Source organism: Paenarthrobacter sp. NPDC089988 (assembly GCF_044748465.1).
Lineage (GTDB): Bacteria > Actinomycetota > Actinomycetes > Actinomycetales > Micrococcaceae > Arthrobacter.
The window spans coordinates 24,446-49,007 of the sequence record NZ_JBIVGD010000015.1 but is presented as its reverse complement, the minus strand read 5'-3'; the positions used below and the strand labels follow the sequence as shown (position 1 = coordinate 49,007).

General features: G+C 64.1%; 24 protein-coding genes. 9 read left to right on the top strand and 15 right to left on the bottom strand.

Annotation, left to right across the window (positions count from 1 at the left end):
• Nucleotides 1-187 precede the first annotated feature (187 nt).
• Complete coding sequence (locus ACIPV6_RS17200) at nt 188-1,831, top strand: ATP-binding protein (protein WP_400272035.1); 1,644 nt, start codon at nt 188-190, stop codon at nt 1,829-1,831.
• Between the two features lie 145 nt (nt 1,832-1,976).
• Here the strand turns inward: ACIPV6_RS17200 and ACIPV6_RS17195 are convergent, their stop codons facing one another.
• Entirely contained in the window at nt 1,977-2,144 is a 168-nt protein-coding gene (locus ACIPV6_RS17195; RefSeq protein WP_021473873.1) for a hypothetical protein, read from the bottom strand.
• 107 nt (nt 2,145-2,251) lie between these two features.
• On the opposite strand from ACIPV6_RS17195, the gene ACIPV6_RS17190 reads away from it, so the two are divergent.
• Both ACIPV6_RS17190 and ACIPV6_RS17185 read left to right on the top strand, forming a co-directional pair.
• Nucleotides 2,252-3,313, top strand: a complete 1,062-nt coding sequence (locus ACIPV6_RS17190) for a hypothetical protein (RefSeq protein ID WP_400272034.1) — start codon at nt 2,252-2,254, stop codon at nt 3,311-3,313.
• Between the two features lie 2 nt (nt 3,314-3,315).
• Nucleotides 3,316-4,872 (top strand): putative bifunctional diguanylate cyclase/phosphodiesterase, encoded by a 1,557-nt coding sequence (locus tag ACIPV6_RS17185; protein ID WP_400272033.1) that lies wholly within the window; start codon nt 3,316-3,318, stop codon nt 4,870-4,872.
• A gap of 137 nt (nt 4,873-5,009) precedes the next feature.
• Here the strand turns inward: ACIPV6_RS17185 and ACIPV6_RS17180 are convergent, their stop codons facing one another.
• Nucleotides 5,010-5,597 carry a GNAT family N-acetyltransferase gene (locus ACIPV6_RS17180; protein WP_400272032.1) on the bottom strand — a complete coding sequence of 196 codons (588 nt, stop codon included), beginning with the start codon at nt 5,595-5,597 and terminating at the stop codon, nt 5,010-5,012.
• Nucleotides 5,598-5,796: 199 nt separating this feature from the next.
• On the opposite strand from ACIPV6_RS17180, the gene ACIPV6_RS17175 reads away from it, so the two are divergent.
• From ACIPV6_RS17175 to ACIPV6_RS17160, 4 genes are all read left to right on the top strand, one after another.
• Entirely contained in the window at nt 5,797-6,258 is a 462-nt protein-coding gene (locus tag ACIPV6_RS17175; RefSeq protein WP_400272031.1) for a hotdog fold thioesterase, read from the top strand.
• A gap of 7 nt (nt 6,259-6,265) precedes the next feature.
• Complete coding sequence (gene paaK, locus ACIPV6_RS17170) at nt 6,266-7,606, top strand: phenylacetate--CoA ligase PaaK (RefSeq protein WP_400272030.1); 1,341 nt, start codon at nt 6,266-6,268, stop codon at nt 7,604-7,606.
• An 83-nt stretch (nt 7,607-7,689) separates the two neighbouring features.
• Entirely contained in the window at nt 7,690-8,292 is a 603-nt protein-coding gene (locus tag ACIPV6_RS17165) for a TetR/AcrR family transcriptional regulator (protein ID WP_397325481.1), read from the top strand.
• A gap of 244 nt (nt 8,293-8,536) precedes the next feature.
• Nucleotides 8,537-8,944: a VOC family protein gene (locus ACIPV6_RS17160; RefSeq protein WP_400272102.1), complete on the top strand. Its 408-nt coding sequence runs from the start codon at nt 8,537-8,539 to the stop codon at nt 8,942-8,944.
• A 282-nt stretch (nt 8,945-9,226) separates the two neighbouring features.
• Here ACIPV6_RS17160 and paaZ read toward each other — a convergent pair whose 3' ends face one another.
• The 10 genes from paaZ to ACIPV6_RS17110 all read right to left on the bottom strand — a co-directional run bounded on the left by paaZ (nt 9,227) and on the right by ACIPV6_RS17110 (nt 20,440).
• Nucleotides 9,227-11,326, bottom strand: coding sequence for a phenylacetic acid degradation bifunctional protein PaaZ (paaZ, locus tag ACIPV6_RS17155; RefSeq protein ID WP_400272029.1), 2,100 nt, complete (start codon nt 11,324-11,326; stop codon nt 9,227-9,229).
• A gap of 140 nt (nt 11,327-11,466) precedes the next feature.
• Nucleotides 11,467-12,180 (bottom strand): tyrosine-protein phosphatase, encoded by a 714-nt coding sequence (locus ACIPV6_RS17150; protein ID WP_400272028.1) that lies wholly within the window; start codon nt 12,178-12,180, stop codon nt 11,467-11,469.
• A gap of 77 nt (nt 12,181-12,257) precedes the next feature.
• Nucleotides 12,258-12,869, bottom strand: a complete 612-nt coding sequence (locus tag ACIPV6_RS17145) for a GNAT family N-acetyltransferase (protein WP_400272027.1) — start codon at nt 12,867-12,869, stop codon at nt 12,258-12,260.
• A gap of 9 nt (nt 12,870-12,878) precedes the next feature.
• Nucleotides 12,879-13,742, bottom strand: coding sequence for a 3-hydroxyacyl-CoA dehydrogenase family protein (locus ACIPV6_RS17140; RefSeq protein WP_400272026.1), 864 nt, complete (start codon nt 13,740-13,742; stop codon nt 12,879-12,881).
• On the bottom strand, nt 13,739-14,539 hold the full coding sequence (locus ACIPV6_RS17135; RefSeq protein ID WP_400272025.1) for an enoyl-CoA hydratase/isomerase family protein: 801 nt from the start codon (nt 14,537-14,539) through the stop codon (nt 13,739-13,741). Before ACIPV6_RS17135 ends, ACIPV6_RS17140 begins: the two co-directional genes overlap by 4 nt.
• Complete coding sequence (locus ACIPV6_RS17130) at nt 14,539-15,765, bottom strand: thiolase family protein (RefSeq protein ID WP_400272024.1); 1,227 nt, start codon at nt 15,763-15,765, stop codon at nt 14,539-14,541. Before ACIPV6_RS17130 ends, ACIPV6_RS17135 begins: the two co-directional genes overlap by 1 nt.
• 133 nt (nt 15,766-15,898) lie before the next feature.
• Nucleotides 15,899-16,555, bottom strand: a complete 657-nt coding sequence (locus ACIPV6_RS17125; RefSeq protein WP_400272023.1) for a pentapeptide repeat-containing protein — start codon at nt 16,553-16,555, stop codon at nt 15,899-15,901.
• Nucleotides 16,555-17,013, bottom strand: a complete 459-nt coding sequence (locus ACIPV6_RS17120; protein WP_400272022.1) for an SRPBCC family protein — start codon at nt 17,011-17,013, stop codon at nt 16,555-16,557. Before ACIPV6_RS17120 ends, ACIPV6_RS17125 begins: the two co-directional genes overlap by 1 nt.
• 50 nt (nt 17,014-17,063) lie before the next feature.
• Nucleotides 17,064-18,527: an amino acid permease gene (locus ACIPV6_RS17115; protein ID WP_400272021.1), complete on the bottom strand. Its 1,464-nt coding sequence runs from the start codon at nt 18,525-18,527 to the stop codon at nt 17,064-17,066.
• Nucleotides 18,528-18,805: 278 nt separating this feature from the next.
• Nucleotides 18,806-20,440, bottom strand: coding sequence for an ABC-F family ATP-binding cassette domain-containing protein (locus ACIPV6_RS17110; RefSeq protein ID WP_400272020.1), 1,635 nt, complete (start codon nt 20,438-20,440; stop codon nt 18,806-18,808).
• Nucleotides 20,441-20,644: 204 nt separating this feature from the next.
• Here ACIPV6_RS17110 and ACIPV6_RS17105 point away from each other — a divergent pair, with 204 nt between their 5' ends.
• Together ACIPV6_RS17105 and ACIPV6_RS17100 are read left to right on the top strand one after the other, a co-directional pair.
• A complete protein-coding gene (locus tag ACIPV6_RS17105) occupies nt 20,645-21,148 on the top strand; it encodes a histidine kinase (RefSeq protein ID WP_400272019.1) in 504 nt (167 codons plus the stop codon).
• Complete coding sequence (locus ACIPV6_RS17100) at nt 21,148-22,011, top strand: DUF4097 family beta strand repeat-containing protein (protein WP_400272018.1); 864 nt, start codon at nt 21,148-21,150, stop codon at nt 22,009-22,011. The genes ACIPV6_RS17105 and ACIPV6_RS17100 overlap by 1 nt, the downstream gene beginning before the upstream one ends.
• 6 nt (nt 22,012-22,017) lie before the next feature.
• Here ACIPV6_RS17100 and ACIPV6_RS17095 read toward each other — a convergent pair whose 3' ends face one another.
• From ACIPV6_RS17095 to ACIPV6_RS17085, 3 genes are read right to left on the bottom strand one after another with little or no spacing between them, the layout of a single operon-like run.
• Nucleotides 22,018-22,881 (bottom strand): metal ABC transporter permease, encoded by an 864-nt coding sequence (locus ACIPV6_RS17095; protein ID WP_400272017.1) that lies wholly within the window; start codon nt 22,879-22,881, stop codon nt 22,018-22,020.
• Nucleotides 22,882-22,886: 5 nt separating this feature from the next.
• Nucleotides 22,887-23,621 carry a metal ABC transporter ATP-binding protein gene (locus ACIPV6_RS17090; protein WP_400272016.1) on the bottom strand — a complete coding sequence of 245 codons (735 nt, stop codon included), beginning with the start codon at nt 23,619-23,621 and terminating at the stop codon, nt 22,887-22,889.
• Complete coding sequence (locus ACIPV6_RS17085; protein WP_400272015.1) at nt 23,618-24,562, bottom strand: metal ABC transporter substrate-binding protein; 945 nt, start codon at nt 24,560-24,562, stop codon at nt 23,618-23,620. Before ACIPV6_RS17085 ends, ACIPV6_RS17090 begins: the two co-directional genes overlap by 4 nt.

The window sequence follows — 24,562 nt, the reverse complement described above, 5'->3', positions numbered from 1 at the left end:
CTTGGCGTTTGGTCGGGGCGGGCAGCCCCAACAGGCACTTTAAGGCCGGCGACCCCCCGGGGCAAGGATTGGGTCCGAACCCTCCGACGCATTCTGCGCCGCTGGTCCGCAGCCGGGGCATGCGCTGATAGGGTGTTGCCAAATCTGGTATTTGCCGTGAAACGAACGTTGTATCGGAGGGGGCTCAGTGGTTTCGGACAGGGCCGATGTCCAGCAGGTCTCACTCACCGCCCTGGTGGCGGACTCCGACATCGAACGGCTGACGGTGACCTCTGCTGCGCTGACTGCCGCGGGGTTCCAGGTGTTTCCTGCCTCCAACGCCGCATCCCTGGCCATCAGCCTGGAACACAACAGCCATTCAGTGGTGGTGCTGGACAACTCGCTGGCGCACGGCCTCCGCAGCCCCGGCGTCCCCGTCCTGTTGCTGCTCGACACCGGTGACCCGGTGGACCATGAAGAAGTCGAAGCGTGGCGCGTGGTGGACTATGTCCTCAATCCGGTCCGTCCCGAGGAACTGGTTTACCGCGTCAACACGCTTATCGGCCGGTCCAAGGAACGGTCCCGTGCCCGCGGCGAAGTGGAAACCCTGCGTGAGAGCCTCCGCAACGTCTCGTCCGCCATCCGGGAAACCAACGATCCCCAACTCATTGCGGACCTCGTGGTGCGTGGCTTCGGCGAAGCCCTGAATGTTGACCATGTGTGGTTCGCGACGTTCCGCGACGAACGGGTCCCCTCCATCCGTGCCCAATGGAACCGCCCCGGCGTGGCCCAACTGCCCGCGAAGCTCGGCGACATGGAGAGCGTGATCGTGGGCCTCGCCAACAAGCTGTGGACCCAGGCGGATGTCCGGGCCATTCTGGATCACCGTAAGGAACCCGGGTCGCGTATCACCGCGGCGCTGCGTGCATGGTCGCCCGAGCTCAATCCAGTGTCCTCGGCGATCCTGCCCGTAGGCGAAGGTGCTTCCGCCTTGGGCGTTATCCTCCTGGCCACAGAAAAGACCACCCACGAGTGGACGCGCCCGGAAATCAACCTCATGCAGCACGTTGCCGGGAACGTGGCACACGGCCTTATCCAGGGCCACCTGATAAGCGCCCAGCAGCGGGTTCTCCATCAACTACGGCAACTCGACAAAGCCAAGACGGACTTCCTGGCCACAGTGAACCACGAGTTGCGTACTCCCCTGACGTCCATCACCGCCTACCTGGACATGATCCGCGACGGCTCGGGCGGTCCCGTGCCGGACGGCATCAAAAAGATGCTGGAAGTCATCGCCAGGAATTCGGACAGGCTGCGCCGGCTCATCGAAGACATGCTCACGGTGTCCATGCAGGACGGCAGCAACCTGGACCTCAAACCCGTGGACATCGCCAAGCTGCTGCAGGTGGTGGTTGCCACGCTGCGTCCGCTTGCGGAGTCGCGGCACGTGGCCATCTCCTATGTGGAGGCCTCTGAAGACATCGAGGTAACTGCGGACGAGGCCAAGCTGGAACAGGTGTTCACCAACATCGTGGCCAACGCCATCAAGTTCACGCCCGAGGGTGGCCGGGTGGGCATCACGAGTGTTCTGGCGGCCACCGAGGATGGCGGCCAAGCGGCCGTCGTCCAAATCGAGGACACCGGCCTGGGCATTCCCGAGCACGATCTCCCGCACATCTTCACGCGCTTCTACCGGGCCTCCAACGCGACGGCGGCAGCCGTCCCCGGAAGCGGCCTGGGACTGGCCATCGCCCAGGACATCGTCAGCAGGCACATGGGCCGCCTGGACCTGGACTCGACGCTTGGTGCCGGGACCACAGTGTCCGTGGAACTGCCCATCGGGGGACCCTAGCTTGTGACAAGACTGTCAACCATGGCAGCCTGCCCTGACGCGGATCGTCACTAATCCGCGACACATGCCGAAACAAAACTGATGCCCCGGGTGGTAACCCGGGGCATCAATTTGCGTCATGGGGCCTTTGCAGGCGTCCCCCCAATTAGTTCGGCCACCAACCGATGCTGGTGGTGTTGGTCTTGGTGGTGACGCTGTTCGGCCACCAGCCGATTGCCGTGCTGTCCTGCGAAGGCTCGGCGTTGGCCGGAGCAGCAAAGCCTGTGACCGCCAAGACTGCTGCCATGAGCAGTGTTGCCGCAAATTTCTTCATTCGCTGTGCCCTTTCGTTCTGATGCGAATTTCTTGTCCGTGACTTGAATAAAGTCACGGGGCAAACTATACGAGCTTTTCTTCAGCAATAACATGGATAATAGCCTCATGCAGAGTCCCCAACTAACGCCAGTGGTCGTAGCCGGACTCAACGCACGTGCCAAGTGGAAGGAACGCGACTTCGACGAAGCCTTCCGGCTGGCCGGCGAAGCCGCCGAATTGGCCACATCTGCCGGTGACGATGACGCCTGGTGGAACATGCTCTACCTGCAGGCCGAGTGCCGCCGCGACCAAGGACGGATCGAGGAATACCTCAAACTTGCAACAGCCCTCAATGATCATCCCCTGACCGCGTCCTCTGCCGAACGCGGCGCCATGGCGGGAACCATGGTGGCTGTTGCCCTGCAGGGACTCGGACGCCTGGCCGAGGCGGCTGCCATGGCATCCGACGCCGCGAAACTTGCCGCCGGGGACCCGGACCTGCTGTATGTGCAGATCCTGGCCCAGCGTGCCCTGATCGCCTCCCTCGCAGAAAGCAGGATGCTGGAGGACGCGTGGCGCGAGTGCCTGGAACTGGAAAACCTGCTTGCCGACGTGGATGAAGATACCGCCGGCAAGGGCTATTGGGTGATCGGCAACGTCGCCTTCCTCGCGGACAGGGTTTCCGACGGCGGCCTCTACCACGATCTCGCGGCCGAAAGACTGTCCCCCTCCAAGGACGTTGACCTGTGGGCACGGTTCAACCGGGCATCGGCCGAAATGCGCCTCCAGGCCAAGCTGAGCGACGCCGCTACCCTGCGCTGCATCGAACGGGCCGAGCTGGCCACGGACATCGTTGGCGGCTCGGAACGGGACCACTTGGAAATGTCACTGGTCCGGGCGCGCTGGAACTATCTCAACCAAGACATGCCCGCCGCCCTGGCCATCCTGGAGCCGCTGTGCAACCGTTCCTCCGTCCTGGCCACCCAGACAGCAGCCGAGGCGCATTTCCTCCTGGGCCGGACCCTGCTGGCCCTGGGACGGCAGCAAGAGGCGCAGGCAACCTTCGACGAATCGGCCGCGTTGTTCGAGCAGGCAGCCCTCCCGGAACGCAGCTCTGCCGTTCACGAGTATCTCCGCGATAATGTTGGGCGTACCGCAGATGAGAGAGGCGGACCGCACGGGGGGTGAGCATGTCCGAGGAGAAGTCTGGCGCCGGCAACGATCCGCGTCTGGGGTTGCTCCTGGAAGGCATCATCAAACTGGCCGCCGGGGACCTCGACGCCCGGATTGAAGTCTCCGACGCCCGTGACGAGATCGATGCCGTCATCATGGGCACCAACCTCCTGGCCGAGGACCTCCAGATCATCTACGCCGAGCTTGAGGAGCGCGTAGCGGCCAGGACCAAGCAGCTGCACGAGGCACACCGCGAGATGCAGCACATGGCCATGACGGACTCCCTCACCGGGCTCAACAACCGCTCGGCCTTCACCTCCGCTTTGACCGATGCCCAGGAACGCGCCCGCAACGGCGGGCAACGGCCCGCCATCCTCCTCCTGGACATGAACGGCTTCAAGGGCATCAACGACTCCCTCGGCCACACCATCGGTGACCAGGTGCTGGAAATCGTGGCCCAGCGGATCAGCGGTGCGGTCCGGGAAGAGGACATGGTGGCCCGCATGGGTGGCGATGAGTTCGCCGTCCTGCTGCGCGACGTTACCCCGGCGATCGCCAATTCCATCGGCAACCGGGTGCTTGCCGCCGTCGACGGCACCATGGAAATCGAGGGGCACCACCTCCGCTGCGGCGCCAGCATGGGCCTCCGGATGGCGCAGCCGGAGCAGACGGCCCAGGTGCTCATGATGGAAGCCGACATCGCCATGTACGAGTCCAAGGCCGAGGGCCGGGGGCGCTTGAAGGTGTTCAAACCGGAGATGCTGCACGCCCGCCAGCTCCGCAACCAACTGGTCAGGGAACTCAAGGAAGCCATCACCGGCTCACAACTGGTGCTGTTCTACCAGCCAATCATCCGGCTGGACACGCGCGGGATCGAAGGGGTGGAGGCCCTGGTCCGGTGGAACCACCCCACCCGCGGCATGGTGATGCCGGACGAGTTCATCCCCATCGCCGAGGAAACGGGGATCATTTCCGAGCTGGGCACCTGGGTGCTGCGCACCGCCGTCGAGCAGTTGCAGCAGTGGCGCAGCGACCCCCTCACAGCCCACCACGATTTCAACATGCGCATCAACGTTTCCGCGGCGGACCTCCAGCGACTGGAGTTCGTGGAGGACGTCCGGGAGGCGTTGAACTCGGCGGGCCTGGACCCCTCCCAGTTGGTCCTGGAGTTGACCGAATCAGCCGTGATCCAGGGCAACGACCTCGACCGGTACACGCTCAAAGCCCTGGAGCGCTTGGGCGTCGGCATGGAGATCGACGATTTCGGTACCGGCTACTCCTCCATCGACTACCTCCGGCGACTGCCCGTGCATGCGGTCAAGGTGGACCGTTCCCTGCTCTCGGCCCTCGGCAGCGACCCCTCGCAACCGGCACTGCTTGCCGCGGTGTTGCAGCTCATCCGGGCGTGCGGCCTGGGTGCCGTGTGGGAAGGCATCGAAACCGAGGACCAGGCCGAGTACTTGCTCAGCATTGGCTGCACCAGCGGCCAGGGCTACTACTTCAGCCGGCCCTTGCCTGAGGCGCAGCTCACCGAACAGCTCAGACACCATAAGGCGTGGCCGGTCCGGGATTGAGCCTGCGGCCTGTTGCCGCACGACGGCGGCGGGCCGGGTTGGTGCGCTGCCGCACGACGGCGGCGGGCCAGGTTGGTGCCCTGCCGCACGACGGCGGCGGGCCGGGTTCGTGCGCTGCGGGCGTGCCTGTGGTTCGGCTAGTTCGGCGCGACGGCGTCCTGGCTGTTCGCGATCCTGCGCGCCCGCCATTCGGAGTCCAGGATCGCGTAGATGTTTTCCGAGGCCCATTGGCCCTTGTAGTGCCAGATATCCACGAGCGTCGCTTCAAGGCGCATACCGATCCGCCGGCAAATTCCCGCTGAGCCGGCGTTGAGCGAGTCAAGCTTGGCATCCACCCGGTGGAAGGCCAGGAGTCCGAAGGCCAGGTCCAGCACGGCCTCGGCCGCTTCGGTGGCAATCCCTTGGCCCCTCGCGTCCGGGTGCAGGATCCAACCGATCTCCGCCTGGCCCGGGCCTTCCAACCATTTCAGCACTACTTCGCCCAGGAGCCCCGGTTTGTCCTGCCGCTCGATGGCCAGGCACACCCAGTCCCCTTCCTGCTTGAACTCGAAGTTGGCGTAGCGCCCCAGGACTTCCATGGATTTGGTCTTGCTCAGCTCGGGGCGAAGCAGGAACCGCGCGGTCTCGGGGAGGGATTGGTAACCGTGGAAGCGCTCAAGGTCTTCGGCTTCGAAGCGCCTGAGGATGAGTCGTTCAGTGAGGATGGGAAGCTCAGTGTCGGGCATGCCTCCGAGGCTACAGTGTCCGCCCGAAGCGGTGTCCAATCGCTGGCATCCGGGCACGGACCCGCCTCGCATCCCAGTCCCATTCCTGGTCATTTTTCCGGCCTGCCTCCGCGCCCGAATCGCCGTCCAGTCTTGACAGTTCGCCCGATCTGGGATTACCTAATGAACATTCGGTAAATAAAGCTGGAGGCAATGACGCATGGTTGAAACAACCCTCTCCGGTGCTTCGCACCACATCCTGACCAACGACTACGCGTCCGAATGGATGGGCATCGAGGTCCTCAAGCTCGACGACGGCCACGCCACCATCCGCATGAAGCTCCGCCAGGAAATGCTCAACGGCTTCGGCATGGCCCACGGCGGAATGATCTTCGCCTTCGGTGACACCGCCTTCGCACTGGCCTGCAACCCAGCCAACCCAACGCCCGAGGAAGCCGCCAACATCACGGTGGCCTCCGGCGTCGACATCAACTTCATGAAGCCGGCCTTCGAAGGCCAGGTGATTACCGCCGTCGCGAACCGCCGCGCGAGTACTGGCCGCAGCGGACTGTATGACATCCAGCTCTACGCCGCTGACCCGGCGGACTCCCCCTCCACAGACGCGCCCGGCGAACTCATCGCCGAGTTCCGTGGCCGCAGCCGCACCATCTCCAAGAAGTAGGAAGCCCATGACACAGAACACCGTCGCCGCACCGACTGCGTCCACGTCCGACGCCGTCCTGGACCGCGAGGAAACCATCTCCCGCGACGAACTGGAGGCCCTGCAACTCACCCGCCTCCAGCACACCGTCGCCTATGCCTACGACCGCGTGCCACTGTACAAGCGCAAGTTCGATGAGGCCGGCGTGCACCCCACGGACCTTCGCGAACTCAGCGACCTCGGCAAATTCCCCTTCACCACGAAGGAGGACCTGCGCCTGGAGTACCCGTTCGGCATGTTCGCCGTTCCGCAGGACCAGGTAGCCCGCATCCACGCGAGCTCCGGCACCACCGGCCGGCCCACCGTGGTTGGCTACACCAAGACGGACCTCGCCAACTGGGGCACCCTGGTGGCCCGCTCCCTGCGTGCCTCCGGCGTCCGTCCCGGGATGAAGGTCCACAACGCCTACGGCTACGGTCTCTTTACCGGCGGCCTGGGCGCCCACGCCGGCGCGGAAGCACTGGGCTGCACCGTCATCCCCATGTCCGGCGGCCAGACCGAACGCCAGATCCAGCTCATCCAGGACTTCAAGCCGGACGCCATCCTGGCCACGCCCACCTACCTGCTGACCATCGCGGACGCAATGGCGCACATGGGCATCGACCCCACGTCCACCTCGCTCAAGTACGCCGTGCTGGGTGCCGAGCCGTGGACCGAGGAGATGCGGCACGAGCTGGAAACCACCATGAACATCAAAGCCTCGGATATCTACGGACTGTCCGAAGTCATGGGCCCGGGCGTCGCCGGTGAAGCCGTGGAAACCCAAGACGGCTGCCACATCTGGGAGGACCACTTCCGGCCGGAAATCATCGATCCGTTCGACCACTCCACGGTCTTGGGCGACGGCGAACCGGGGGAACTGGTCTTCACCTCCTTGACCAAGGAAGCGCTGCCCATCATCCGGTACCGCACCAAGGACCTCACCCGCCTGCTCCCCGGCACGGCCCGCCCGGCCCACCGCCGCATGGGCCGCATCACGGGCCGCAGCGATGACATGATCATCCTGCGCGGCGTGAACCTCTTCCCGTCCCAGATCGAGGAAATCGCGTTGAGGATCCCGGAGCTCAGCCCGCACTTCCAGCTGGAAATTACCCGTCCCGAGGGCAAGCGCATGGATTCGCTGACGGTCCGGATCGAGCGGCGCGAAACCGTTCCGGTCGAGGCAGGCACGACGGCGGCCCACACCTTGCGCGAGCAAATCAAGATCCACGTTGGGTCGTCTTGCGTCGTTGACGTGGTGGAACCCGGTTCGCTTGAACGGTCCAACGGGAAGCTCCGCCGGATCTACGACCTTCGCCCCAAGGGCTGACGTTGTTGTGGCGCCGCGTGTCTTCCCTGACATGCGGCGTCGCTGAACGCGGGTCCCACCAGAGATCGTGAGAAAATGCCACCATGCCTTCTGAGACAACAGCCAAGCGCGGACGGCCCGGCTACGACCAGCAGTCGGTGCTCCGCATCGCCGTCGACGTCTTCAACCGTCACGGATACGACGCAACGTCCATGGGCATCCTGGCCGAGAACCTGGGGATCTCCAAGTCAGCCATCTACCACCATGTGCCTTCCAAGGGCGACCTCCTGAAGCTTGCCCTGGACCATGCGCTCGGCGGTCTGGAAGCGATCCTGGAGCAGCCCGCCGCCTTGACTGGTCCGGCCGACTCCCGCCTGGAATTCGTGCTCCGCCAGACCATCGCAGTGCTGGTGGACCGGCTCCCCTTCGTGACCCTGCTGCTTCGCCTGCGGGGCAACACGGACATCGAGCGCGACGCCCTGGAACGCCGCCGCGCCTTCGACCACAAGGTGGCTGCGTTGATCTCCGCGGCCCGCGAAGACGGCTCGCTGCGGCAGGATATCGATCCCCGCACCGTCACGCGCCTCCTGTTCGGCACCATCAACTCGATCGTGGAGTGGTACAAGCCCGGCGGCTCGCTGTCCCCCGAGAAGCTCGCCGACGACGTCATCACCATGGCCTTCGACGGCCTCCACGCCGCCGCCTGACCCTCTCTCACCAAACCGCCCCTCCCCCCGGATCCTCTCTCACCAAACCGCCCCCTTCCCCTGACCCTCTCTCACCAAACCACCCCCTTCCGCCAACGCTCTCTCACCAAACCACCCCTTCCGCCAACGCTCTCTCACCAAACCACCCCCTTCCCGGACCCTCTCTCACCGCCGCCCGACAGCGAATCGTAAGCTCTCGATGGCCGCCCCAAGCGTAAAATTTTCAGCGTAGGAGGTGGCCAAAATGCATCTAGCCCTCAACACAGCCACAACTGTCCTGCCCGTCGATGACATGAGCCGCGCACGCATGTTCTATGCGGAGAAGCTCGGCCTGCCGCACAGAGGCAAGACCTGGGATGGAAACGATTTGTTCGGCAACGACGGCGGCGCAATGCTACAACTGTTGCCAATCACGGATGGCATGCACTCCAGCCATACGGCACTTAGTTTTGAGGTTCAGGACATCGAGCGCCTGGTCGCCGAGATGGAAGCACGGGGTGTCACCTTCCAGGACTATGACCAGCCTGACCTCAAGACCGAGAACCACATCTGCACAACCGACGCCGAAAAGTGCGCCTGGTTCATGGACTCGGAAAACAACGTGCTCTGCATTCATGAAACCTTGGGCCAACAGGCCGAATACCAGCTGTAGATCAAACGAAAACTAAGAACGCCTTCCCGTTGGGGAAGGCGTTCTTAGTGGGAGAGCATCGCGCTTAAGCGGCGATTCGGTGAGAGAGGATCCCGCCTAAGCGGCGATTCGGTGAGAGAGGGTCTCGCCAAACCGGCGATTCGGTGAGAGAGGAACCCACCAAACCGGCGATTCGGTGAGAGAGGAACCCACCAAACCGGCGATTCGGTGAGAGAGGAACCCACCAAACGGGCGATTCGGTGAGAGAGGATCCCGCCAAACCGGCGATTCCGTGAGAGAGGATTACTTCTCTACGAGGGTCAGGACGTCGTAGGTGGCCACGATTTCGTCGTTCTGGTTGGTCAGTACGGCGTCCCAGGCAACCTCGCCGTACTCGTCCGTCTCACGCGGCGTGATCTTCTTCGCGGTCAGCGTCACGCGGATGGAATCCCCGGCGGCCACGGGCGTGATGAAGCGCAGATTCTCCACGCCGTAGTTGGCCAGCACAGGACCCGGAGCAGGCTCCACGAACAACCCGGCGGCCCAGCTCAGCAGCAGGTACCCGTGCGCCACGATGCCTGGGAAGAACGGATTGGCTTCGGCGGCTTCCTGGTTGGTGTGTGCGTAGAAGGTGTCGCCGGTCGAGTTGGCGAAGGCCGTAATGTCCTCCAACGCTACCTGGCGAAGCTCCGAGCGGACAGCATCACCGATGCGCAGCGTGGCCAAGGATTTCCGGAACGGGTGCTCACCTTCGGTATCGACGGTGAAGTTCCGGTCGGCTCCTGTGTGCCACTGGCCCGTAACCGCGGTGAGCATGTTGGGTGAGCCCTGGATAGCCGTGCGCTGCATGTGGTGCAGCACGGAACGGATGCCGCCGAGCTCCTCGCCACCGCCGGCACGTCCCGGGCCACCGTGGACCAAGTGCGGCACTGGCGAACCGTGGCCGGTGGAGGAGCGTGCGTCCTCGCGGTTGAGCATGTGCACGCGGCCGTGATGGGCGGCAATCCCCAGAACCAGCTCCTGCGCCACAGCGGGGTCGTTCGTGCAGACGGAAGCCACGAGCGAACCGGATCCACGGGCAGCCAGGCGCACGGCGTCGCCGAGGTCTGTGTAGCCAAGAACCGAGGACACGGGACCAAAGGCCTCCAAGGAGTGGACTTCCTCGGTTTCGGCGTCGGCCCAGCTCAGGAGTACGGGAGCCATGAAGGCGCCGTCTTCCACCACGCCCACGGTGCCACCTACAGACGTGACCGACGGCGCATCGAGGCTTCCGTACGCAAGCTCACCGCCGGCGTCGAGCATTGATTGGACAGCAGCCCGGACGTCGGCGAGCTGTTCCAGCGAAGCGAGCGCACCCATGGTGACGCCTTCTGCGCGCGGGTCGCCGACCACAACGCGTTCGTTGATGCGGGCACCGATGGCGGCGGCGACGTCGGACGTCAGTGCGGCAGGGACAAGGACACGCCTGATCGCGGTGCACTTCTGGCCGGCCTTGACGGTCATCTCAGTGACGACGGCCTTGACGAAGGCGTCGAACTCGGGAGTGCCCGGAACAGCGTCCGGACCCAGGATCGCTGCGTTGAGGGAGTCCGTCTCCGAGGTGAAACGGACGCCGCCCTGGACCACGTTGGCGTGCGACTTGAGGGAGTTGGCAGTGGACGCCGAACCGGTGAAGGACACGAGATCGCGGTAGTCGAGTTCGTCCAGGAGGGTCCGGGCGGAGCCGGAGATCAGCTGCAGGGAGCCGGCGGGCAGGATGCCGGATTCGACGATCGCGCGAACCGCGGCGGCGGCAACGTAGCCCGTGGGTGTGGCTGGCTTGACGATGGTGGGAACGCCGGCCAGGAAGGCTGGAGCGAACTTCTCCAGCATGCCCCACACCGGGAAGTTGAAAGCATTGATCTGCACAGCAACACCGGGAATACGGGTGTAGATGTGTTCGCCGGCGAACGAGCCGTCCTTGGACAGGATTTCCATGGGACCGTCCACCACGACCCGTGAGTTGGGCAGTTCACGGCGGCCCTTGGAACCGAAAGTGAAGAGCACCCCAATGCCGCCGTCGATGTCGATCATGTTGTCGATCTTGGTGGCACCGGACTGCGAAGACTCGGCGTACAGCTCCTCACGGCGTCCGTTGAGGTACATGGCCAGCTCTTTGAGCTTGAGTGCGCGCTGGTGGAACGTCAGCTTGCCCAGTTCGGCCTGGCCTGTGGTGCGCCCGAAGTTCACGACGGCGGCGAGGTCCAGCCCGTCGGTGCTCACGTTGGCCAGGACTTCTCCCGTGCTGGCATCGCGTACGGGAACTGTCTTGGCTTCGGGCGCGGGCGTCCACCAGGCATCCTGGACGTAGCTGGGGACGGTTGCAACGGCTGTGGTTTCCGGGGCGACTGCTGTAGTGGTCATCGTCGACGGGTCCTTCCAAGGCACATGAAAGCGGCACGGTCATTGCTGGAGGGGCCAACATTACTGACCGGCCGTTCGGTAATATATACAGGGTACATGAAGGACCGGCCAAGGTCAGCAAGAAATTTGCCGCAGCCGTATCAAGCGGCGGTGAGCTTCGCCTTCAACACAGCAATCTGGGAATCCGTAATGCCGTTGGCACGCAAGTAGCCCTGCACGTCAAGCCCTGCAAGGAAGGCCTCGAGCGCCGTGCGTCGACGTTCCAGCAGCGCTTCAAGATCCGCATCCGGCAGGTAGGGATCATGGGCGTGCGGGGCTCCATGCGTCCGGTGCCGTTCATTGATTCCGCGGGCAGCCAGCTCGTAGCCCCGGACGATCTCCCGGTCATCGACACCCGCCAGGCGCTGCAGCATCAGGGCAATCACTCCGCTGCGGTCCCGTCCCGCGGAACAGTGGACCACCACTTTGCCCGGCGAGGCCGCAATCGCCTTGAAAACGAGCGCGATCTTGTCCGCGAACAGCGCGAGGTACTCCCCGTATTGGCCCGGCTCCTTGAGGTACGGACCAAAGAGCGAGGTGAACTGGCTGTGGTCCGGGTCTTCGGTTGGGCAGTGTACGACGTCGATCCGCGCCTTCACTTCGTCCGGCACCTGGGGATCGGTGTCGCGTTGCCGCCGCTCGCGCGAGGCGCGAAGATCGATCACGGTGCGGACGCCGTCGTCGTACATTTGCTGCCACCCGGCCTCGGTGACCCACTCGTGGCGGCCCATCCGGTACACGTCCCCGGCGATCCGCCAGGCATTGACGGCGCCGTCCCAAGGAACCGCCTGGGGTGCTGAAGTCATCCCATCCATAAGAGCCAGCTAACCACACAGAGGTGCACCGCGAGAGGTTGGCTTCCGGGCTTTGGGGGCATACTTAGCCCCCAAAGCTAACCCCTCGGCGCAGCGGCAGTGTACTTCGACAGCCTGTACTCCAACCCGTTCCGGACGGCGGGCCACTCGTGCTCCAGGATAGAGAACACGACGGTGTCCCGCAGGGCTCCGTCGGCGCTGCGGGTGTGGTTCCGCAGCACCCCGTCCTGCTTGGCACCGAGGCGGGCGATCGCGTCGCGGGACTGCTGGTTGAGCCAGTGCGTACGGAATTCGACGGCGGGACAGCCCAGTGTTTCGAAGGCATGGCGCAGGAGCAGCAGCTTCGAATCCGGGTTGGTTCCCGTTCCGTGTGCAGACGCGGCGTTCCACGTGGAGCCGATCTCGACGCGTGGCAGCACCGGGTCGACGTTCATGTACGTCGTCATGCCAATGAGTTTCCCCGTGCTCTTCAGCCTCGTGGCGAACGGCAGCATGGAACCGGCTTCCTGGAGGGCAAGGCGCCGCTCGATCTCCGCAGCCATCCCCTCCGGCGTTGGCACGGAGGTGTACCAGAGCGTCCACAACTCACCGTCGCGTGCCGCGTCCACCAAACCGTCGTGGTGGTCCATGCGGAGCGGCTCGAGGGTGACGAAATGGCCGGTCAGGGTGATGGGTTCGATGGCAGTCACCCGGCCAGCCTAGTCGTTCCAGTCGAAGAATCCCTTGCCGGTCTTGCGGCCCAGTTCGCCACGCGCCACTTTGTCCCGGAGGATCTGCGGCGGCGCAAAGCGATCGCCGAGCGTGGAGTGGAGGTATTCGGCGATGCCCAGTCGAACGTCCAGGCCAACAATGTCCGTGGTCTTCAGCGGTCCCGTCGGGTGCTTGTAGCCCAGCACCATGGCGGCATCGATGTCCTCCGCCGAGGCCACGCCCTCCTCCACCATGCGCATGGCCTCCAGCGCGATGGCCACGCCAAGCCTTGAGGACGCAAAGCCGGGCGCGTCATTGACGACGACGGCGGTCTTGCCGAGTGCCTCGGTCCAGCTTTTCGCCGCGGCAGCAAGTTCGGGTGAAGTTTCCTTGCCCAGAACCACCTCGATGAGGGTGGACGCAGGCACCGGGTTGAAGAAGTGCAGGCCCACGAAGCTGGCGGGGCGGTGGAGTTCATTGCCCAAGTCCGTCACGGACAGGGAGGACGTGTTCGAGGCCAGGAAGGAATCCGCTGAAAGGTGCTCTTCCACGGAACGGAGGGCCTTGACCTTGAGGTCGTAGTCCTCGGGAACAGCTTCCACCACCAGGCCGCAGTGGATGAAGGATTCGTAGTCCGTGGAGGTGCTGAAGCGGGACAAAACCTCCTCCGGTGTCTCGGACAACGTGCCGCGGGCTGCCGACTTGGCAACTGCTTCCGAGACGCGGCCATGGGCGCCCGCCGCGGCCTCGTGGTCACGCTCCACCACGATCACGGTTGCGCCCTTGGTCAGGAATGCATGGGCAATTCCTGCGCCCATGCGGCCCCCGCCGAGGACTCCGACCACGTGCGGGATGGCGGGAAGTGCTGTCATTTCTGGGTCCTGCTCTCTGGCTCGGCTTTGTTCTGCTTCTTGTCCGCACCCTTCTTGTCCAGGAAGGCCTGCATGCGGTCGAACTTGGCCTGGGATTCGAAAAGGATTCCCTGGGCAAGGGTGTCGATCAAGGGATGGGCTTCGGCCGGTGCATGGAACACGGACTTGGTGATGCGGACCGCCAAGGGATCCTGTCGTGCAATGCGATCGGCCAAAGCGTGTGCGGCATCCATGAGTTCCGGTGCCTCATAAATGCCCGTGATCAGGTTGATCCGCAGGGCTTCCTCTGCCCTCAGCACAGCTCCGGCCAGGAGGATTTCCTTGGCTTTCGGTTCCCCAACCAGTTCCTTGAGGCGCCAGCTGGCACCGGCAGCCGCCAGGATGCCCAGGCCGGTTTCCGGATTGCCGATGCGGACGCTCGGCGTTCCTATCCGGAAATCGGCTGCGTAAGCAAGCTCTGCTCCCCCACCCAGGCAGTATCCGTCGAGGGCGGCGATGACGGGCATGGGCAGCTTGGCGATGCGAACGAAGATGGTGGAGTTGATTCCCTGGAGGGCATCGTCGCGGCGCCGCTCCCTTAACTGTCCAATATCGGCACCGGAGGCGAACACACCGTCGGTCCCGGCGATGATCAGCACTTTCGGATTCTGTTCAAGCTCGGCGCACACAGCGTGGAGCTCGTCCACCATTTGCTGGTCGATGGCGTTGCGGACCTCGGGACGGTTCAGGAGAACGGTGAGGCGATCCTCGCGCTCCTCAACCAGGAGGGTGCTGAAGTCTTCGGGGTTCAGGGCCATTACACGCCTTCCAGCAGCATTGCGGTTCCTTGGCCCACGCCGATGCACATGGTGGCCAGGCCGAGTTTGGGTCCGTTCGTCGAGGCGAGTTCGCGCTCCATGCGGCCCAGCAGCGTAATGGCGATCCGTGAGCCGCTGGAACCGAGTGGGTGTCCCAAACTGATGGCACCGCCGTCGTTGTTCACGATCTCCGGGTCAAGCCCCAGGCGCCGCATGGTGGCCAGCGACTGCGTGGCGAAGGCCTCGTTGAGTTCCACGGCGCCCAACTGTCCAACATCCAAGCCGGTGCGCGCCAGGACCTTTTGCGTTGCGGGAACAGGACCAATGCCCATGATCTCCGGCTCGCAGCCCGCCGATGCGCCGTCGATGATTCGGGCACGCGGCGTCAGGCCGAATTTCTGGATGGCCGACTCCGAAGCGACGATGATGGCGGAGGCGCCATCATTGAGGCTCGAGGAGTTGCCTGCCGTGACCACCGAACCGCCCGGAACCACGGGACGAAGCCCGGCCAGGACATCCATGGTGGTTCCCTCGCGGGGACCCTCGTCCGTATCCACCACGGTTTCGGACTTGCGGGTCTTGACCGTGACGGGAACGATCTCTTCCTTGAACCTGCCGCCGGCGATCGCTGCCAAGGCGCGTTCGTGAGAGCGGACTGCGAAGGCGTCGGCATCCTCACGGGAAATGTTGTCTACCCGGCCCACTTCCTCGGCGGTCTCCGGCATGGAGTACGTCATCTTGCCGTCGCGGGACAGTTCGCCCTTGGTGAAGAGCGGGTTCGCGAAGCGCCAGCCGATGGACGTGTCGAAGATCTGGCCAGGCTTGGCGAAGGCCGTAGTGGGCTTCTCCTGCACCCATGGCGCACGGCTCATGGACTCAACGCCACCGGCAACAACAATGTCCGCCGCCCCCGACTTGATCATGTGGCTGGCCATGATGATGGCGCTGAGTCCTGAGGCACAGAGGCGGTTGACCGTGATCCCCGGGATGTGGAGGGGAAGTCCGGCGAGGAGGGTGGCCATGCGGGCGACGTTGCGGTTTTCCTCGCCCGCGCCGTTCGCGTTGCCGAGGATCACCTCGTCAATGGCGTCAGGGTCGACGCCGGCACGCGCCACTGCTTCCCGGACCACCAAAGCGGCAAGGTCGTCGGGGCGGACGGAGGACAGTGCCCCACCGTAGCGACCCACCGGCGTTCGTGCGCCGCCAACAAGAAAAGCCTCGACCATGAGAACCTCCTTCGCGAAGTGAAAGGGACCGGCACGGAATAATATACCGACCGTTCGTTCTATAAAGATTACACGGCCTGGCAAGCGGGTCAACAGATGGCTGGATCATCATCTACCGACCCGCACGCCCGGCTTAGACCACGCGGATACCCAGGTGCCCGGCGAGCAGCGGGGCCAGAAGGCTCAGCTGATAGTCGTCAATCACCACCCCAGCCAGCCCCGCAAGGCCGTTGATTCCGCGGAACTCGGAGGTTCGGAGGTCCACGTCCTTGAGCTTTGCACCCGTGACATCGATGGAGCCGATGGTGCAGTTCTTCAGGGCAACCCGGGTTCCCGTGACACCGCCAAGATCGAGTTCATTGATGATGCAATCCGAGATCTGCACATCCATCAGCTTGGAGCCGCGGAGGTTCACGTAGTCGAGCTTGCCGCCGTCGATTCGGACTGAGCGCCAAGTGCCCTCGTAAAGTTCGGCCGAACCCCAGCGCGGGTTGCTGATCTCCACGTCCTGCCAGGAAGTCCGCGCCGCCGGGAACACCGGGGCAAAGGGCTCGGACAAGATGCACTCCCGGAACGTTGCCCCACGCAGTTGGGCCTCATTGAAGGACACGCTGTTGAACTCGCATTCGATGAAGTCAGCGCCGCTGAGTTCCTCGCCGTCCGCCGAGACGCGGGTGAGCCGGACGCCGTCGTACCTTTCACCACGCTGGAAGTCCGGGGCGTCGTCGTCGCGCAGTTCCTCCAACCGCACCCGGGAAATCCTTGGCGCGGTCACCTTTGCTGCCGCCATCAGAGGGATTCCGCCTTCGCTGCGATCTCGGCAAGGTCCTTGGCCAGGGCCTTGCGCGTGACGCTCATGCCGATCTTCCCGAACAGTGCCATGGTGATCCTGCTCAGCAGCGTGGGCTTGATGACCTCCGCACCGAACGTCAGGGTGATGTCCGTGCCTCCGTCCCGCTCGCTCAACGCAAAACGGGTGGTGTAGTCGGCGCCGCTCTGGAGGGCCTTGACGGTGGTGCTGCGGGGCGGGTCCGTTTGGGACACCCACATTTCCACGGTTTCCTGGCGGCCCATCATGGTGCGGGTCTCTTTCCAACGGGTCCCTTCACTATAGGGACCGTCCGTGAGCATTTGGATGGCGTCGATTCCGGAGATGGTCCCGGCTGAACCCGGGATATCCGATATGACGGCCCAGACTTTCTCCGGGCTGGCGTTGACGTGCTGGGTCAGGGAGGTGGTGTGGTCCATACATCGAGCCTAGACCCGGGCACTGACACTCCCAACTGGCTGGCAGTTGGCTACGAGAACAGCTCGCTCTTGGGCTGGTTGTTCTTGACCTTCTGCCAGCCGAGCCAGAGGACCAGGGCGAAGAACGGGATGGTCGCGAGGGTCCACAGGCCCAGGAGGAACACGTCTCCGGTGGCCTTGTCCGTGACGGTGTCGAAGCGGATCAGCACGGTGATGGCCAGCAGGGCAATAAGGCCCAACCAACTGGTCCACGGCGAACCCGGCATCGGCAGGGAAGACACCTTCCCGCGTTTCTTCCGCAGCGCGATCTGGCTCGCGAAGATCGAACCCCACGTGAAGATGACACCGATGGAAGCCGTGTTGAGCGCGAGATCGAACGCGTGGGAACCACCCAGCCAGATGTTGAGGAGGATACCCACCAGATAGACGCCGCCGATCGCCAGGATGGCCGCGTACGGCACGTGGCGGGTGGACATCTTGGTCAGCCACTGCGGGGCGTGCCCGTTATTGGCCATGGTCCGGAAGATCCGGCCGATCGAGTACAGGCCGGAGTTACAGGAGGACAGCGCGGCGGTAATGACGATCATGTTCATCACGTCACCCATCCAGCCGAGGCCCATCTGCCCGAACACGGTTACGAACGGCGAGGTACCGGCCTTGTACTGGTCCGACGGCAGCAGCATCGCCAGCAGGGTCACGGAACCGACGTAGAACACCACAATGCGGATCACGACGGCGCGGATCGCCTTGGGCACTTCGCGTTCCGGGTTCTCCATCTCACCGGCGGTAATACCGACGAGTTCGATGGCGTTGTAGGCGAAGATCACCGCGTTCAGGACCAGGATCATCACCAGGCCGCCCTTGGGGAACATGCCCCCTTCGTCGTGGAAGAGGTTGCCCACGGAGGCATGGCCCGCACCGACCTGCGCGTTGGTTACCACCATGAAGGTACCCACTGCCAGGAAGATCACGATGGCGGCGACCTTCAAGCAGGAAGCCCAGAACTCGAACTCGCCGAACGCCTTGACGCTGAACAGGTTCACGGCCACCAACAGCACCAGCGCTGCGATGGCGGACAGTTCCACGGGCACGTTCGGGAAGAAGAACTGGAAGTACAGGCCGATCGCGATCAGCTCCGCGATACCGGTCATGGCCCAGTTGATGAAGTACATCCACCCGGACAGGTAGGCGCCCTTCTTGCCGAACATTTCACCGGCGTAGCTCACGAACGAGCCGGAGGTCTGCCGGTACATGATCAGTTCACCGAGCGCGCGCATCAGCAGGTAGGCGATGACGCCGGCAATGGCGTAGGAGAAAATCAGGGCCGGACCCGTGGAGGCCAGGCGGCCACCGGCACCCATGAAGAGGCCGACGCCGATCGCGCCGCCCATCGCGATCATGGTCACGTGACGGCGGCTGAGGGTCTTCTGGTAACCCTCGGCACTGAGGGTGGAGCTCCCGCCGGCGGATGACGCCTTGGGGCTCTGGAGATCTGTGGGAGTACTTTGCGGCACAGCTGTTCCTTGTGGGTTGGGGTGTTGCTGTTGTGGTTGCGCCGGTGCCGGAGCAGGGGCCGATCCGGCACACAAAATTCGGATTTTTTCCCGGTGAGGAATCCACTGTGTGACGCAGACCGCAGAACGCCGAACGTTCGGGCAACCCGTCCATCTTACGGCATATGACGCGGAGCTCGTGACGCAGGCAACAAACCCTTGCCCTCGGAGACCAACGCGGGGTCATTTGCGGCCCATCCGGCATGTGCCATCAGTGACCCCGCGTTGCTGGAGAGTTGCTAGAGGAGGGTTCCATCCACCATCCGCCGGCGCACCCAGCGGCCTGCGGGGCCTGAAGAAGCGCAGCGATCGAACCACTCCCCCAGCGCACGATCATGGCTCACGATCAGCACGGTGCCGTCAAAGCCGGCCAGCGCAGTTTCGAGTTGTTCCACGAGCACCGGCGCCAGATGGTTGGTGGGTTCGTCCAGGATGAGGGTGTCGAAGCCGCCCAGGAGCAGTCGGGCCAACGCGAGGCGCCTTTGCTGCCCGGCGGAGAGGCTCCCCACGGGAACGTGGAACTCTGCGGGCCGAAAGAGCCCCAGCCGCAGCAGGGCCTCCGCATGCCCGTCGATGTTCCCGCCGAGTCCTGCCGCAAATGCAGGGAGAAGCCGAAGCCCGGGTTTGGCCGGGATGTCCAGTTCCTGCCGCAGGTAGCCCACCGTGCCCACGCGTCGCACCTCGCCGGCAAAGTGTTCGGTATCCCCGGCGAGGACGGAGAGCAATGTTGACTTTCCTGCTCCATTTGGCCCGGTCAGGAGCACTTTGTCGCCGGCGGATACCCGAAGGGAGGTCGGCTCCAGGCGTCCGGGAACGGCAATACCGGAAGCCTCAATCGCACCGTCGAGCCCATCAAGCGAAACCGCCAACGTCAGTGGCTCGGGTGGCCGTTCAACCGGGTTCTCCTCGAGTCGCCGGAGCCGCTCGTTGGCATTGCGGACCTTGCTGGCCGCGGCCCTTTCCCACGTGCCGGTCTTGACGCCGAACGCCATCTTGTCATTGTCGCGCCTGCGGCCGTACCCCATGCCTTCCGCCACCGTCGCGGCCTGTTGCCTCTCGGCGGCCATGGCGTCAATCCACGCGTCGTACTGCTGCACCCACCGGGCACGCTCAGCCGCCTTCTCGCCCAGATATCCCTCGTAGCCATTGCCGTAACGCGTCACTGAGCGACGTTCAGCATCCACTTCGATCACGGTGGTGGCCAGCTTCCGCAGCAGGACCCGGTCATGCGAAATCACGACGACGGTGCCCCGGTGGGCGGTCAATCTCGATTCCAGCCACTCGGTTCCTGCGGCGTCCAGATGGTTGGTGGGCTCGTCGAGGAGCAGAGCATCAGCCGGATCGGCCAACAAACAGGCCAGCGCCACCCGTTCCTGCTCGCCTCCGGACAAGGAAGAAAGCGTCCGACGCCGGTCCAAGCCTCCCAGCCCCAGCTTGTCCAGCGCTGCTTCCACGCGGGATTCGGCCGCGTATCCCTCCCGGAGCTGGTACTCGGTGCTGAGCTGCCCGTAGAGGTCCAAGGACTGGCGGTCCGCCGCCGCCAGGTTCTCCTCCAATTCCGCCATCCGGGCTTCCAGGGAGCGCAGCGAGGAAAGGGAGGTGTCGATGGCATCTGCCACCGTCAAATCGGAGGGAAGTCCGTGCGTCTGCGCGAGGTAACCCACGCGGTAGCCACCGGCGCCCAGCGGGCCGGCCGTGCCGCCGTCGGGCGTTTCCTCACCGGCGAGCAGGCGCAGCAACGTGGATTTGCCCGCGCCGTTTTCGCCAACGACGGCAAGGTGTTCACCGTGGTGGACCACCACATCGACGGACGAGAAGAGTTCGCGGTCCCCGTAGCCGTGGGAAACGCGGGAAAGGTGAAGGTGATGGGTCAAGAGATGTCCTTGCAGGTCCGCAGTTAGTGGCACAACGCCATGTGGGCACTGGGAAGGCAGCCGGAAGAAGGGGCTGCTGTTAGGACTCCATCGCTCCAGCCTGCCCGGCAACGCACACGAGAGTCAAGCCCGGACGCCATCGACGGCAGTTAAACCGACGACCGCGGCCTTGATATGACACCACATTGGCGTCAAAATGGTGTCATGCAACTCAAGCAGTATGTCAGCGCGGTCCAACACCAGCTTGATACCGCCGCAGAGGCCGGAGGCCCGGAAGCGCGCGCACTGAGCGAGCGGCTCACGGCGGGACTCGAATCGACGGTCAGGCTGGTACTCCTTGAAGCTCTCTCGGATGCCGCCAGCGAAATCACACTGGAGCTCGCTCCCGGCTCAGTGGAAGTGAGGCTCCGCGGCCGCGACCCCGAATTCGTGGTAGCCAATCCTCACAGCGGAGACTTCGAGGCAGCCAACGAGTGGACGGGACCCGTGGCGCCGGAGGATGTAGACGGGGCCGGCACCTCACGGACCACGCTCAGGCTTCCCGACCACCTCAAGCAGCATGTCGAAGAAGCAGCCGTCCAGGAGGGCCTCTCCGTCAATGCCTGGCTTGTTCGGGCGGTCGCGGAGGCGCTTAACGCCGGGCCCTCGGGCAAACGCACTTGGCGCCGCGAGCCCGGCGAGCAGAATTTCACAGGATGGGCACGCTGATGGCAACCTTCCAGACTCCCCAGCCAATCGCCGTCGTGGTTGACGTCTCCGTTCGCGGCGACGTCTGGATCGTCGCGCGGGACCAGCCCGAGACCGAGGTAACGGTCCGCCCCCGCAAGCCGAAGCGGAGCCTGGACGTCAAAATGGCTGAGCAAACCACCGTGGACTACTCGGACGGCCGTCTGCAGGTCCGGCTTCACCCGCCATTCAGGCACACCTGGTTCAGCGATGGCGGCGCAGTCGAGATCTCCATTGAAGTTCCCGTCGGCAGCAGCCTGGAGCTGAAGTCCGGCATGGGAGACCTCCTTTGTGACGGAGAATTCGGCACTGCGGACCTGAAGACCGATTTGGGCCACATCCGCATCGATCACTGTGGTGAGCTTCGGGCCCACACGGACTTGGGCGATGTCACCGTGGAGCGAGCCTCTGGCAGGTCCAGGATCAAGACAGGCTCAGGGAAAATCCGCATCCGGGAAATCGACGGGGTTTCCACCATCAAGAACGGCAACGGCAGTACCTATATCTCTCACGCTTCCGGCGAACTCACCGTGAGTGCGGCCAACGGCGACGTCTCCTTGGAACGGGCCGGGCTGTCCACTACCGTCAAAGCCTCCAGCGGCGACATCACGGTGGGCGACGTCGCCGCCGGCAGCCTTACCGTCCAGACCGCGGCAGGCACGCTCTCCGTCGGAGTGCGCCGGGGCTCCGCCGCCTGGCTGGACCTCAGCACCAAATACGGACGGGTACGCAATGGCCTCGAAGCCACCAACGGACCGGCACCGAGCACGGACAAGGTGGAGATCCGCGCCCGCAACGCATATGGCGACATCACCGTGACGCGCTCGACTGTTGGCGCAAGCTAGGGGCCGCTACGCTGCCGCCACAGCCCGTTTCCGCCGGGCCTTCGCCAGACGCGTACCGATCAGTCCCTGCCGCGGGCTGAAGAGATAGACGACGGCGAACACGGCACCTTGGGTGACCACCACCATCGCACCCGATGCGGTGTCGAGGTAGTAGCTGAGGTAGATCCCGGCAATCGAGCAGGCCACGGAAATGACCGGTGCAATGACCAGCATCCGGGAGAAACGGTCCGTCAAGAGGTAGGCCGTGGCACCGGGGATGATGAGCATCGCGACCACCAACACCACGCCGACGGTCTGCAGTGCCACGACTGACGTCAAGGCCAGCAGGCCGAGCAGCAACGCTCCGAGCCTGCGTGGAGACAAGCCGATGGCGTGCGCGTGGGTGGGGTCGAAGGCGTAGAGCGTGAGGTCGCGCCGCTTCAGTATGAGGACCGCGAAAGCCACCACGCCCAGCACCACCACTTGGAGGAGGTCCGGGACACTGACGCCCAGGAGGTTGCCGAAAATGATGTGGTTCAAGTCGGTTTGGCTCGGGGTCACTGAGATCAGCACCAGTCCGAGGGCAAAAAGGGACGTGAACACAATGCCGATCGCGGCGTCCTCCTTCACCCGGCTGGTATTCCGCACCACGCCGATCAGCGTGACCGCAATGAGGGCGAAAACCAACGCGCCCAGCGCGAACGGCGCACCGACAATGTAGGCAAGGACGACGCCGGGAAGCACCGCATGCGAGACGGCGTCGCCCATGAGGGACCAGCCAATGAGGACGAGCCAGCAGCTGAGGACGGCGCACACGACGGCAGCAATGGCGGTGGTCGCGAGGGCGCGGACCATGAAGTCGTAACTGAGGGGTTCGAGGAGGAATTCCATGGCGGTCAGCCCCTGTTCATGACGTCGAGGCCGAAGGCCATGGCAAGGTTCTCCGGCTGCAACACGACGTCCGGGCTCCCATGCATGAGGACTTTGCGCATCAGCAGCACGGCTTCGTCGCAGAGCTGCGGGAGCGCATGGAGATCGTGGGTGGAGACCAGGATCGTGGCCCCGTCTGCGGCGAGCTCACGAAGGAGCCGGGTGATGGTGGCCTCGGACCGCTTGTCCACTCCGGCGAAGGGTTCGTCGAGGAGCATCATGGTGGCGCCCTGCGCGATGCCCCGGGCCACGAACGCCCGTTTCTTTTGCCCGCCGGACAGTTGGCCGATCTGGCGGTCGGCGAAGTCGCCCAGTTCCACCCGTTCCAAGGCATGCTCGACGGCGTCGCGGTCGGCTTTGCGGGGCCGGCGCGTGAAACCCATGTGTCCGTAGCGGCCCATCATCACCACGTCCCGGACCGAAAGCGGAAAAGCCCAGTCCACGTCCTCGCTCTGGGGGACGTAGCCGATTCCGGCCGCCTTGCGAATCTTCATGGGCGGTTCTCCGTTGATAAGGACCCGCCCGGAGTCCGGCTTGACCATGCCCATGATGGCTTTGAACAGCGTGGACTTTCCTGAACCGTTCATGCCCACGAGGCCGCAGATACGTGACCGTTCCAGGCTTAGGGAGGCCGAGTCGAGGGCGAGGACCTCACCGTAGTGGACAGTGACATTGTCGACGAGGATCGCTGGACTGCTCATGTTGTGCCCCCAGTCAGTGCGGTGGTGATGGTTTTCGCGTCGTGGCGGATCAGGTCAAGGTACGTGGGCACGGGGCCGTCGGCTTCGGACAGGGAATCGACGTAGAGCACTCCACCAAACGTGGCGCCGGTAGCCCCGACCACTTGCTGCATGGGTGCGTCGGACACCGTGGATTCGCAGAATACTGCCGGTACCTTGTTGTCCTTGACGAATCCGATTGCGCGGGCAATCTGCTGCGGAGTGGCCTGTTGCTCGGCATTCACTGCCCAGATGTAGACCTCCTTCAGCCCGGCATCGCTGGCAAGGTAGGAGAAGGCGCCTTCGCACGTAACCAGGGCACGGTGGGCTTCGGGGAGGACGGAAAGCCTGGACACCATCTCGTCCTGCACTGTTTGGAGCTGGGCGTTGTAGGCCTTGGCGTTGGCTTCGAACTCCGAGGCATGGGCCGGCGACAGCTTGGCGAACGCCTTGGCCATGTTGTTGGCGTAGATCTGCACGTTCGCGGGGGACATCCACGCGTGCGGGTTTGGCTTGCCCTTGTAGGAGTCCTCGCCGATTTCAATGATGTCCACGCCTTCGCTGACTACGGCATGAGGGACGTCGAGGCCTTCGACGAACTGGGAAAACCATGCTTCGAGGTTGAGCCCGTTATCAAGAATGAGGTCCGCTTGGGCGGCTTTGCGGATGTCACCCGGAGTGGGTTCGTAGCCATGGATTTCGGCGCCGGCCTTGGTGATGGATTCCACGCGCAGTTTGTCCCCGGCAACGTTCTTGGCGACGTCGGCCAGCACCGTGAAGGTCGTGAGGACCATCGGCTTGTCATCGCTGCTTGCAGACGTGTTGCCGCCACAGGCGGAGAGTCCAAGGGCAAGGGCGAGTGCGAGCAGGATAGCGGCGAAGCGGCGGACATCTTTGGCACACCGAAACACAAAGTTAGGCAT

Coding starts and splice junctions, on each gene's coding strand:
- ACIPV6_RS17150 (WP_400272028.1), bottom strand. CDS start 12,180: ATGGATGGGATGACTTCAGCACCCCAGGCGGTTCCTTGGGACGGCGCC.
- ACIPV6_RS17105 (WP_400272019.1), top strand. CDS start 20,645: ATGCAACTCAAGCAGTATGTCAGCGCGGTCCAACACCAGCTTGATACC.
- ACIPV6_RS17140 (WP_400272026.1), bottom strand. CDS start 13,742: ATGACAGCACTTCCCGCCATCCCGCACGTGGTCGGAGTCCTCGGCGGG.
- paaK (WP_400272030.1), top strand. CDS start 6,266: ATGACACAGAACACCGTCGCCGCACCGACTGCGTCCACGTCCGACGCC.
- ACIPV6_RS17175 (WP_400272031.1), top strand. CDS start 5,797: ATGGTTGAAACAACCCTCTCCGGTGCTTCGCACCACATCCTGACCAAC.
- ACIPV6_RS17160 (WP_400272102.1), top strand. CDS start 8,537: ATGCATCTAGCCCTCAACACAGCCACAACTGTCCTGCCCGTCGATGAC.
- ACIPV6_RS17090 (WP_400272016.1), bottom strand. CDS start 23,621: ATGAGCAGTCCAGCGATCCTCGTCGACAATGTCACTGTCCACTACGGT.
- ACIPV6_RS17185 (WP_400272033.1), top strand. CDS start 3,316: ATGTCCGAGGAGAAGTCTGGCGCCGGCAACGATCCGCGTCTGGGGTTG.
- ACIPV6_RS17180 (WP_400272032.1), bottom strand. CDS start 5,597: ATGCCCGACACTGAGCTTCCCATCCTCACTGAACGACTCATCCTCAGG.
- ACIPV6_RS17100 (WP_400272018.1), top strand. CDS start 21,148: ATGGCAACCTTCCAGACTCCCCAGCCAATCGCCGTCGTGGTTGACGTC.
- ACIPV6_RS17195 (WP_021473873.1), bottom strand. CDS start 2,144: ATGAAGAAATTTGCGGCAACACTGCTCATGGCAGCAGTCTTGGCGGTC.
- ACIPV6_RS17190 (WP_400272034.1), top strand. CDS start 2,252: ATGCAGAGTCCCCAACTAACGCCAGTGGTCGTAGCCGGACTCAACGCA.
- ACIPV6_RS17125 (WP_400272023.1), bottom strand. CDS start 16,555: ATGGCGGCAGCAAAGGTGACCGCGCCAAGGATTTCCCGGGTGCGGTTG.
- paaZ (WP_400272029.1), bottom strand. CDS start 11,326: ATGACCACTACAGCAGTCGCCCCGGAAACCACAGCCGTTGCAACCGTC.
- ACIPV6_RS17165 (WP_397325481.1), top strand. CDS start 7,690: ATGCCTTCTGAGACAACAGCCAAGCGCGGACGGCCCGGCTACGACCAG.
- ACIPV6_RS17120 (WP_400272022.1), bottom strand. CDS start 17,013: ATGGACCACACCACCTCCCTGACCCAGCACGTCAACGCCAGCCCGGAG.
- ACIPV6_RS17130 (WP_400272024.1), bottom strand. CDS start 15,765: ATGGTCGAGGCTTTTCTTGTTGGCGGCGCACGAACGCCGGTGGGTCGC.
- ACIPV6_RS17135 (WP_400272025.1), bottom strand. CDS start 14,539: ATGGCCCTGAACCCCGAAGACTTCAGCACCCTCCTGGTTGAGGAGCGC.
- ACIPV6_RS17095 (WP_400272017.1), bottom strand. CDS start 22,881: ATGGAATTCCTCCTCGAACCCCTCAGTTACGACTTCATGGTCCGCGCC.
- ACIPV6_RS17085 (WP_400272015.1), bottom strand. CDS start 24,562: ATGCCTAACTTTGTGTTTCGGTGTGCCAAAGATGTCCGCCGCTTCGCC.